Origin of the sequence: Methylophaga sp. UBA5088 (genome assembly GCF_002414625.1) — a bacterium.
Classification (GTDB): domain Bacteria; phylum Pseudomonadota; class Gammaproteobacteria; order Nitrosococcales; family Methylophagaceae; genus Methylophaga; species Methylophaga marina.
Genome location: NZ_DIAC01000088.1, coordinates 6,316 through 7,078, shown reverse-complemented (window position 1 = coordinate 7,078; position 763 = coordinate 6,316). Strand labels below are relative to the sequence as shown.

At 42.9% G+C, this 763-nt stretch carries 1 protein-coding gene; it reads right to left on the bottom strand.

Annotated features, from left to right (window positions below):
• Positions 1–45 precede the first annotated feature (45 nt).
• Positions 46–585: an inorganic diphosphatase gene (ppa, locus tag B4K20_RS11170; RefSeq protein ID WP_286304299.1), complete on the bottom strand. Its 540-nt coding sequence runs from the start codon at positions 583–585 to the stop codon at positions 46–48.
• Between the last annotated feature and the right edge of the window lie 178 nt (positions 586–763).

Here is a 763-nt window from a genome sequence, read left to right as displayed (position 1 = left end):
CGAGCTGATTAATCAGCTCGCCGAATCATTGTAAATCAGTCAGATTTAAAATTGTGGTTTAACAGGAGCTGATTTGAAACGCTCAACGCTGGCTACAATTTCAGTTTCCGCTTCAGCTTTACCTACCCAACCTTCAACTTTGACCCATTTGTTTTTTTCGAGATCTTTGTAATGTTCAAAGAAGTGCGAAAGTTGGTTCAACAAACGCTCTGGTAAATCGTTAATATCGTTAACATCATCGTACATTTTATCGTGTGGTACGGCGATTATTTTGGCATCTTCGCCAGACTCATCTGTCATTTTTAACATGCCCACTGGACGACAGCTCACGACTGAACCGCTGATTAGGGCGTATGGACTGACCACCAACACATCAACCGGGTCACCGTCATCAGATAAAGTGTGTGGAACATAACCATAGTTGCATGGGTAGAACATCGCTGTGTTCATGAAACGATCAACAAAAAGCGCTCCGGTTTCTTTATCCACTTCATATTTGACAGGGTCAGAATGTGAAGGGATTTCAATAATGACATTGATGTCTGTCGGCAAATTTTTGCCTGAACCAACACGGTCGAGATTCATAGGGTCATGCTCCAGATAGCAGATAAACAAAGTCGCTGATTATAGAAGAAAAGGTCTTCAGGTTAAACTCCCACCGATAAATAGGTAGTCTCCTTTGATGACGTCACCAGCTTGGCGCGGCCTTATGCGCGAAATCAAGATGCAATAAACGACTAAAGCCTTGGCCTAACGAAAGAGA